We start from the raw sequence: 9,776 nt of genomic DNA on the forward strand, positions 1-9,776 counted from the left end.
CTGCGGGTTGGCCAGTTATCACGCGCGATCAGGTAAAGGCGGCTTTGTGCGCGCCGGGTATGCCATTCGAGATGGAAACTGCCGAGATCGAAGGCGTGCCAACGCGCGTCTGGAAGAACGCTTTGCCGAATCTCGCCGTACTTGCCGAACATGCCAAGACATCTTTTGGTGAACGTGAGTTCGTGGTCTATGAAGATGAACGCGTGACCTATGCGGCGTGGCACCGTGCGGTTGCGACGCTGGCACAAGCGCTGCAAGACCACGGCGTCAAAAAGGGCGGCCGCGTTGCGCTTGCCATGCGCAACTTACCCGAATGGCCCGTCGCCTTTTTTTCCGGCGCGGTAATAGGCGCGATTGTCGTGCCATTAAACGCATGGTGGACGGGCGAAGAGCTTGCCTTCGGCTTAGCCGATTCGGGCGCGGCGGTTCTAATCTGCGATGCCGAACGCTGGGACCGCATCGCGCCTCACAAAGCAGACATGCCTGCGCTTCAACATGTGTTGGTAGCCCGCGCAAACGACACTGCGATGGTCGCACCCGCAATAACTCTCGAAAGCGTGATTGGCGGACCAAAAAGCTATGTCGATTTGCCAGATCTGGCGTTGCCCGAAGTCGCAATTGCGCCCGACGATGCAGTCACTATTTTTTATACCAGCGGCACAACCGGCAAACCCAAAGGCGCATTAGGGTCACATCGCAATTTGCTTACCAATGGCCTTTCCAGCGCCTATTCAGGCGCCGCGACCGTGCTGCGTCGAGGTGATGCTTTGCCTGAGCCAAGCATTCGGGCTTCATTGCTTGTTATCCCGATGTTCCACGTCACGGCTTGCTCCGCATCGATGATGCCTACGATCCAAGCGGGTCATAAAATCGTACTCTTGCACAAATGGGATACAGTGAAGGCGTTTGAGATTATCGAGCGCGAGAAGATAAATGCAACTGGCGGCGTACCTTTCATCGCCTGGCAGTTGATCGAACATCCCGACCGCGCAGAATATGATCTCAGCTCTATCGACGCGATCAGCTATGGCGGTGCACCGTCTGCGCCTGAACTGGTCAGCAAGATTTACGAAATTTTTGGTGCATTCCCGGGCAATGGCTGGGGCATGACTGAAACCATGGCGACAGTGACCTCGCATGTTGCCGAAGATTATCTAAATCGCCCCGACAGCTGCGGTCCAGCTGTTGCCGTGTCAGACCTGAAAATCATGTCGGAGGATGGCACCACCGAATTGCCAATCGGCGAGGTCGGCGAATTATGGGCGCGCGGCCCGCAAATCGTCAAAGGTTATTGGAACCGGCCAGATGCCACCGCAGAGACTTTTGTCGATGGTTGGGTTCGCACGGGCGATCTTGCGCGGGTAGACGACGAAGGTTTTTGCTTCATCGTTGACCGCGCCAAAGACATGATCATCCGCGGCGGCGAGAATATCTATTCGTCGGAAGTCGAGAATATTCTCTATGAACATCCGGCGGTCACGGACGCTGCATTGGTAGGCATGCCGCACCAGACCTTAGGTGAAGAACCCGCCGCTGTCGTGCATTTGGCACCGGGTGCCAGCGCCACAGAGGACGAACTTCGCACCTGGGTCAGCGCACGGCTGGCGAAGTTCAAGGTGCCAGTGAAGATCATTTTTACGCAGGATACTTTACCACGTAACGCCAACGGCAAAATCCTCAAACGCGAATTAAAGGCCCTGTTCTGACGCGGCACGGCGGGCTTTTCCGATTTGTTTTTGATGCTGCGGCGCACTATAGGGCGCTAAATCAGAATTAAAGGAAATCTCCCATGAGCCATGCCGATCCCGTTGTAATCCTGTCCTACGCCCGCACGCCGATGGGTGGGATGCAAGGGGCATTGTCTGACATTTCAGCGACCGACCTTGGCGCGACTGCTGTTAAGGCTGCGGTTGAGCGCTCTGGCGTTGAAGGCGCAATGATTGAGCGGATCTACATGGGCTGCGTCTTACCCGCAAGCTTGGGGCAAGCCCCTGCCCGTCAGGCCGCGATCAAGGCTGGCTTACCCAAATCTGTGCAGGCAACGACCGTGAACAAGGTGTGCGGTTCAGGCATGCAGACCGTCATCATGGGCAGCGAAGCGTTGGCCGCTGGTTCTGTTGATTATGTCATCGCCGGCGGTATGGAAAGCATGACAAACGCCCCCTATTTGCTGAAAAAACATCGCGGCGGCGCGCGCATTGGTCATGATACGGCTTATGACCACATGTTCCTTGATGGCCTTGAAGATGCATATGAAGCTGGCCGCGCTATGGGCACGTTCGCGCAGGACACCGCCAACGATTATCAACTGACTCGCGAGGCGCAGGACGCATATGCGATTGAATCGCTGCGCCGCGCCCAAAGCGCGATTGCCAATGGCGCGTTTAAGCAAGAAATCGTTGCCGTGACCGTCGCCACCCGCAAAGGCGATGTCATTGTCGACACGGACGAGCAACCCGGCAAGGGCATGCCCGACAAGATTCCAACGCTGAAGCCTGCCTTTGCCAAAGACGGCACGATTACTGCTGCAACGAGTTCGTCGATCTCCGACGGTGCTGCTGCGCTTGTCCTGACCCGTCAGTCGGTGGCGGCTGCCAACGGACAGACCCCTATTGCTCGTATCGTGGCGCACGCCGCGCATGCGCAGGAACCTTCGGCATTCACTACGGCTCCCATTGGCGCAATAAACAAATGCCTCGAAAAGGCAGGCTGGACCATTGACGATGTTGATCTATTCGAAGTGAATGAGGCCTTTGCCTGCGTCGCGATGTTTGCGATGCATGACCTTGGCATTCCGCATGACAAGATCAACGTCCATGGCGGTGCCACTGCGCTTGGTCATCCCATTGGCGCATCGGGTGCGCGGATCATCACGACCTTGGTCGCAGCGCTGCAACGCCATGGCAAGAAACGCGGGCTTGCCTCGCTCTGCATTGGTGGCGGCGAAGCGACGGCGCTCGCAATTGAGCTGATCTAAACGTCGACAACGCCCGGCATTATGAATATCGTCTTCGTCTTGTTCGACAATGTCACCCAACTCGATTTTACCGGGCCAGTGCAGTTTCTGTCGCGCCTGCCCGGCGCAAAGGTACATGTTGTTAGCAAAGACGGCGCAGCGGTTAAGACTGATTGCGGTTTTTCAATCTTGCCACGCTCCGGCTTTGCGCAATGCCCGCAAGCAGATGTTTTGTGTGTACCCGGCGGCCATGGCGTACGTGACGCGATAGCAGACCAAGTGATTGTTGATTTTGTGCGCCAGCAAGCCAAGGGTGCCGATTACATCACCAGCGTTTGTACAGGCGCGTTCATCTTTGGCACCGCGGGCTTACTTCAAGGCAAAAAGGCAACGTGCCATTGGGCTTACACGCAGTTGCTGCCCCTTTTCGGCGCAATGCACCAGCCAACGCGGGTCGTGCGTGATGGCAATCTCATCACCGCTGGCGGCGTAACCTCAGGTATTGATTTCGCACTTGAGCTCATTGCAGCGATCTCGGGTGAGGACGTAGCCCGAACTATCCAGCTTGCATTGGAATATGATCCCGCCCCGACTTTTGGTGGTGGCTCACTTGCGCATTCTAAGGAAGAAACTGTGCGCAGCCTGCGCGCAAGCGTCTACGACAAGGCTGCGGCAGAAATGGAAATCGCGATCAAAGCTATAATTTAATCCATTGATTAAATTTCGACTGGACGCAGGCTAAGCATCGGCATAGCGTTCGACCCACGGGGGAGAGAAAAATGTTAAAAAAGCTTTTGGTCGCAACAGCATGTGCAGGCGCGGCATTGTTATTGGGTTCCTGCCAAAAAGGGGCGCTAGAGTCTGATAATCCAGCGTTTGCCGCGATTGATGGTGATTATCTAAAAACCGGCGGCGACGGCTCCAATTGGGCAATGACCGGTTTCAATTATGACGAACAAAGGCATAGTCCGCTCACGAAAATTAATGACAGCAATGTGCAAGATTTGGGCATCGCTTGGTTTGCCGACCTCCCCGATGCGCGCGGCCAAGAAGCGACGCCAGTCGTGGTCGACGGTAAGATGTTTGTGTCGACCGCATGGTCGAAGGTTTTTGCCTATGATGCCAAAACCGGCAAGCCATTGTGGAGCTTTGACCCCAAAGTCGACAAGGCGCGCGGCGTCAAAGCCTGCTGCGACGTCGTCAATCGCGGAGTTGCGTTTTGGAAGGGCAGCGTTTTCGTTGGTACAATTGATGGCCGCCTGATTTCGCTTGATGCCAGCACCGGAAAGCAAAATTGGAGCGCGCAGACACTGGATCTCAAATCCAATGGCACGATCACCGGCGTACCGCGCGTGGTGAAGGACAAGGTCGTTATCGGCTTCGGTGGAGCGGAATTTGGCGCACGGGGGTATGTCACTGCGTACGATGCCGCCACTGGCGCGCAAGCTTGGCGCTTCTACACGACGCCAAACGCCACTGGCAAACCCGACAATGCCGCGAGCGACGACATCCTGAAAACGGCAGCAACCAGTACTTGGAGCAGCAAGCCCAAAAAGGGTGACTGGCGTGAAAGCGGCGGCGGCGGTACGGTTTGGGACGCTATTGTTTACGATGCGGAGTTAGATCAGCTCTATCTTGGCGTTGGCAACGGCAACCCTTGGAACCACGGCATTCGTTCAAATGGCGAAGGCGACAATCTGTTCCTGTCTTCCATTGTCGCGCTGAAACCGGATACGGGCAAATATGTCTGGCATTATCAGGAAACACCGGCCGAAAGCTGGGATTACACCGCAACGCAGCCGATCATATTGGCCACAGAAAAGCGGAACGGCAAGGATCGTAAGGTTCTGTACCATGCGCCCAAAAACGGCTTTTTCTTTACTATCGACCGCTTGAATGGCAAGTTGCTGTCGGCAAACCCGTTCATCGACGGCATTACCTGGGCGACGGGTTACGACCTGAAGACCGGACGGCCGATTGAGAACCCCGCAGCGCGATATGAAAAAACCGGCAAGCTTTATTTGGCCAACCCGTCCGCGCTGGGCGCGCATAACTGGCACCCGATGAGTTTTAACCCGGCCACTGGCCTTGTTTATATTCCCGCTATGTACATCGGCGGCGCGTATCTCCCACCAGTTGCGCCGAATGAACAGGAGCGCAAACCGATTGGTTTTAATGTCGGCGGGGCAATGGCCACGGCTGACCTACCCGATGACACCAATTTCGTAAAGGCCGTGAAAGCAGCAACGACAGGCAAGCTGGTGGCGTTCGATCCAAAAACAGGCAAAGCGAAATGGACTGTTAACCATCCTGCATCCTGGAATGGCGGCACGATGACCACTGCCGGAAACCTAGTATTTCAAGGCACGGCGATGGGCGAGTTCCGGGCGTATGCTGCGGACACAGGCAAGCAATTGCTAAACCTTAATGTGCAGTCAGGGGTGCTCTCGGGCGCCTCGACCTATACCGTTCATGGCGAACAATATGTTGCGTTCATGACCAGCAAGGGCGGTGCATTCCCACTTGTGTCGGGTTATGCCGGTGCAACTAGCGCCGCGGTGCCCAACCTGCCCCGTTTGATCGTACTCAAGCTGGGTGGCAAGATTGCGCTGCCCGCCTTGCCGGAAACGCCGCCTTATGTCTGGGCACCGCCCAAGCAGTTCGGCACACCAGCCGATATCGCAGCAGGTGGATCAAACTTCCAGCGCTATTGCCTCGTCTGCCACGGCCCAGGTGCGGTTGGAAACGGCGTCCTGCCCGATCTGCGCAAATCTGGGGCCATTGCAGATGCCGCGGTCTGGAAATCCGTTGTCATAGACGGAATATTGAAAAGCAACGGTATGGTCAGCTTTAGCTCCGTGCTTACCCCGAAAGAAGCAGAGCAAATGCGCGCTTATGTTGTGAGCCGCGCGCATTACGCCAAGATAAACGACGCCGCTTTGGGCGGAGGCAGCAAAAAGGCGGGCAAGTAAAACTGCTGCCCATGAATCTGGCATCTGCCTAAAATTTAGGCAGATGCCAGCGCCTCGATAACCTGAAAATCCAGTGTTTGTGTGTAAGTCGATCTGGCACGATACTTGATAAGTCCAAACTATCATCCGCGAGCGCGGAGCCTCCGTCTCACGCGGCATACAGGAGAAAGTCATGAAAAAGATCGAAGCGATCATCAAGCCGTTCAAACTGGATGAGGTAAAAGAGGCGCTGCATGAAGTTGGTGTATCGGGCATCACAGTAACCGAAGCCAAGGGTTTTGGCCGTCAGAAGGGCCATACCGAATTGTATCGCGGCGCAGAATATGTGGTCGACTTCCTGCCTAAGGTGAAGCTTGAGGTTGTTGTCGAAGACGGCCTTGCCGACCGCGTGGTCGAAGCAATCGCTGCCGCAGCGCAAACCGGACGCATCGGCGATGGCAAGATTTTCGTTATCCCCGTTGAGACTGCATTGCGCATTCGTACGGGCGAACGCGATAACGATGCCGTCTAAAAAATCCAAATCAGTCAAAAAAGACAAGCAAAAGAAGGAACGCGCTATGGGCACTTCAGCCAAGGACATTATCAAACGTATCAAGGACGAGGAAATCGAGTGGGTCGATGTCCGTTTCACTGATCCAAAGGGCAAGTGGCAGCATCTAACGATGTGCGCTGGCGTCATCGGTGAAGATGAGCTGGAAGACGGCCTGATGTTTGATGGTTCTTCGATCGAAGGTTGGAAGGCAATCAATGAATCCGACATGATCCTGAAGCCAGATCTTGAAGCGGTTTACATCGATCCGTTCTCGGCCACGCCGATGATGATCATTTTCTGCGACATCGTAGAGCCTTCGACTGGCGAACTTTACAGCCGCGACCCACGTTCGACCGCCAAGCGCGCCGAAGCCTATCTGAAAACAACTGGCATTGGCGACACGGTCTATGTCGGCCCAGAAGCTGAATTCTTCATGTTTGACGATGTGCGTTTCGAAAACAGCTACAGCACATCCTATTACAAGATTGATGATATCGAACTGCCCACCAACAGCGGTACGAAATATGAAGGCGGCAACATGGGGCATCGCCCGCGTGCCAAGGGCGGCTACTTCCCGGTAGCACCTGTTGATAGCGCGATGGATATCCGTGGCGAGATGGTTTCGACCATGTTGGAAATGGGTCTGCCTTGCGACAAGCACCATCATGAGGTTGCCGCGGCTCAGCATGAGCTTGGTTTGACCTTTGGCACGCTGACAGAGACCGCTGACCGCATGCAAATCTACAAATATGTCGTGCATCAGGTGGCACATGCATATGGCAAGACAGCAACGTTCATGCCCAAGCCAATCAAGGAAGATAACGGTTCGGGTATGCACACCCATTTGTCGATCTGGGAAGGCAAAACACCTCTCTTTGCTGGCGACGGTTATGCCGGGCTCTCCGACATGTGCCTGTATTTCATCGGCGGCATCATCAAGCATGCCAAAGCGATCAACGCTTTTTCAAACCCGACGACGAACAGCTACAAGCGTCTGGTTCCAGGCTATGAAGCGCCTGTGTTGCTTGCCTATTCGGCACGTAACCGTTCGGCCTCATGCCGTATTCCCTATGGTGCAGGCTCCAAGGCCAAGCGCGTGGAAGTGCGCTTCCCCGACGCAATGGCAAACCCGTATCTATGCTATGCCGCTTTGTTCATGGCCGGCCTTGACGGCATCCAGAACAAGATCCACCCTGGCGAGGCGATGGATAAGAACTTGTATGACCTGCCACCTGCAGAGCTTGCGCTGGTTCCAACTGTCGCTGGTTCGCTTCGTGAAGCGTTGGATTGTCTGGCCGCAGATCACGACTTCCTGTTGAAGGGTGACGTGTTCTCGAAGGACCAGATTGAAAGCTATATAGAATTGAAGATGGAAGACGTCGCCCGTTGGGAAATGACGCCAAGCCCCGTCGAATTCGACATGTACTATAGCTACTGATCCCGACGCATCGGATCGCTAGCTAAAGGCCCGGCAGTTGGGGGACTGCCGGGCCTTATCTTTATACAACTGCTGTGCGGACCTTTGATTAGGCTGCTCAGTAATTGCGGGCTTGGCGCCAGTTTTTGTCAAGCCGCTTAATCGATCAAGGCGTTTTTCAAGCAACTGCGCTTCACGCTGCGTAAGGCGACCATCGCGGTTGAACTGACGGTTTTGGGCCTCAATCGCGGTCAGTTCGCGGCGGGCATATTGCGCACTGTTTTGCGTGATACGCCGCGATTGAAACCCGGAACGCACATATTCACGCATCCATATGATGCGCGTCGAAATATCGGTAGGCATTTGCCCAAGGTCATGGGGCCCCGTACCTGGACGATATTGGTTATCGTTTGATCGATAATAGTCGACCTGTGTCGAGATCCATCGGCCACGGACATCGTAATAACCATATGCCCTGCCCGCTTGCCAGCGACCATTATTGTCATAATATCCGGGCTGCTCGACTGTATTCCAGTTGGCATTGTTTTCGTTAGCATATCCGGTGTCACCGACGATCCAGCGGCCACGCGCGTCATAACGGCCGCGTGTGGGACCGGCAACCCAACGACCGTTAGTATCATAATAACCAGTCGCGGCGCCACCTACCCATTGGTTGTTGCGGTCATAATAACCCACAGATAAAGCGGGCACCCATTGGCCGTCGCGGTCGATATACCCGGCGTTGCTCCGATCGCTATTCGACATTACCCAGCGCCCGTTGTCATAATATCCGTTTGGCTGGCCTTCGACCCAACTGCCATTGCGGTCATAATAGCCAAGCGCTTCGGACGCGCTAACCCCTGTGGCATGCCAGCGGCCTTGTTCATCGTAATATCCATAAGCCCGGCGGCAATGGCCAAGGTCCGATTTGGAAACTTGATTGCCGATCACTGCACCAACGATAGCGCCAATAATGGAACCTTCGGTCTTGTCGCCACGCCCGGCAATCACATTGCCAAGCACACCGCCTGCGCCTGCGCCAACGACTGTACCAATGATGCGGCCATTGCCATCCCGTCGGCAACCATCATCCTGCGCAGAGGCAACGACGGGGGTGAAAACAGCAAGTGCAATACCCGCTAAAAATATCCCGCTTTTCATGAGGTTCTCTTTTCACGACATTGTTTCGTGAAAGCGTAATCGACATGATGCTATAATGTTGCTGCCTGCCGCATATTGCGCGGTTCCATTGCGGGCAAAAGGACCTTTTTAGACCTCGGCTTCGACAGCGTTGCAAATGGCTTCGGTTGAGGTGGCAGCGCCCAATTTTTCCATGAATAATGTCTGATGCATCTTGAAAGTCTGTCCGCCAAGACCAGGGCTCAGAACAAGAGCGGTCAACAATTTGTCATTCCATCCTATGATTGCATGTTTGGCGTATCCCGTCAGCGCAATGAATGCAGCATTGCAGAAAGTGGTTGGATCAGCGCGCAAACGCAGATCGTTAACGGTCGCCACTATAGTGCTCTTATGGATCAGGGCTTTTAGTCGGGAGCTGATTTGGTCAAGAACGGCAAAGTTGCAGGCATGCTTTTCGAATAGGTAACGCATTACCTATATACGCTTTCATCGCTTTTTTCTTGCCGCCCCTGGCCGCAATATGGGGCAAACATGGTATATAGCATGGTATATACCATGGGTTGACACATCTAATCCATCGGTTAACATTAGCTCTCCTGACATCCGTAATGGGGTCGCCAAAAGGGGGAACGACATGGAAAATTTAACTTTTGGCCAATATTCTTTGGTCTATAACGCATTTTCATTCACATTTGCCACGATGGCAGCGGCTACGCTGTTTTTGTGGCTTGGCCGGTCGCAAGTAGGTCCAGCCTACAA

The 9,776-nt window shown here is 54.6% G+C and carries 8 protein-coding genes; 6 read left to right on the top strand and 2 right to left on the bottom strand.

Annotated elements, in window-relative coordinates:
* From ACIQ2T_RS09615 to glnA, 6 genes are all read left to right on the top strand, one after another.
* A partial coding sequence (locus ACIQ2T_RS09615) for a class I adenylate-forming enzyme family protein (protein WP_397590623.1) occupies positions 1-1,706 on the top strand: 1,706 nt, incomplete at its 5' end.
* 83 nt (positions 1,707-1,789) lie between these two features.
* Positions 1,790-2,977 (top strand): acetyl-CoA C-acyltransferase, encoded by a 1,188-nt coding sequence (locus tag ACIQ2T_RS09620; protein WP_397590624.1) that lies wholly within the window; start codon positions 1,790-1,792, stop codon positions 2,975-2,977.
* Positions 2,978-2,998: 21 nt separating this feature from the next.
* Positions 2,999-3,664 (top strand): DJ-1/PfpI family protein, encoded by a 666-nt coding sequence (locus ACIQ2T_RS09625; protein ID WP_397590625.1) that lies wholly within the window; start codon positions 2,999-3,001, stop codon positions 3,662-3,664.
* A 71-nt stretch (positions 3,665-3,735) separates the two neighbouring features.
* The gene (locus tag ACIQ2T_RS09630; RefSeq protein ID WP_397590626.1) at positions 3,736-5,928 is read left to right on the top strand and encodes a PQQ-dependent dehydrogenase, methanol/ethanol family; all 2,193 of its coding nucleotides are present in this window, start codon (positions 3,736-3,738) and stop codon (positions 5,926-5,928) included.
* A gap of 172 nt (positions 5,929-6,100) precedes the next feature.
* Positions 6,101-6,439: a P-II family nitrogen regulator gene (locus ACIQ2T_RS09635; RefSeq protein ID WP_125231011.1), complete on the top strand. Its 339-nt coding sequence runs from the start codon at positions 6,101-6,103 to the stop codon at positions 6,437-6,439.
* Positions 6,440-6,485: 46 nt separating this feature from the next.
* A complete protein-coding gene (gene glnA, locus ACIQ2T_RS09640; protein WP_353209636.1) occupies positions 6,486-7,898 on the top strand; it encodes a type I glutamate--ammonia ligase in 1,413 nt (470 codons plus the stop codon).
* An 18-nt stretch (positions 7,899-7,916) separates the two neighbouring features.
* Here glnA and ACIQ2T_RS09645 read toward each other — a convergent pair whose 3' ends face one another.
* On the bottom strand, positions 7,917-9,038 hold the full coding sequence (locus tag ACIQ2T_RS09645) for a glycine zipper 2TM domain-containing protein (protein WP_397590627.1): 1,122 nt from the start codon (positions 9,036-9,038) through the stop codon (positions 7,917-7,919).
* A gap of 108 nt (positions 9,039-9,146) precedes the next feature.
* Positions 9,147-9,395, bottom strand: coding sequence for a hypothetical protein (locus tag ACIQ2T_RS09650; protein WP_315470464.1), 249 nt, complete (start codon positions 9,393-9,395; stop codon positions 9,147-9,149).
* Between the last annotated feature and the right edge of the window lie 381 nt (positions 9,396-9,776).

The organism is Sphingorhabdus sp. (assembly GCF_044357595.1).
GTDB lineage: Bacteria > Pseudomonadota > Alphaproteobacteria > Sphingomonadales > Sphingomonadaceae > Sphingorhabdus_B.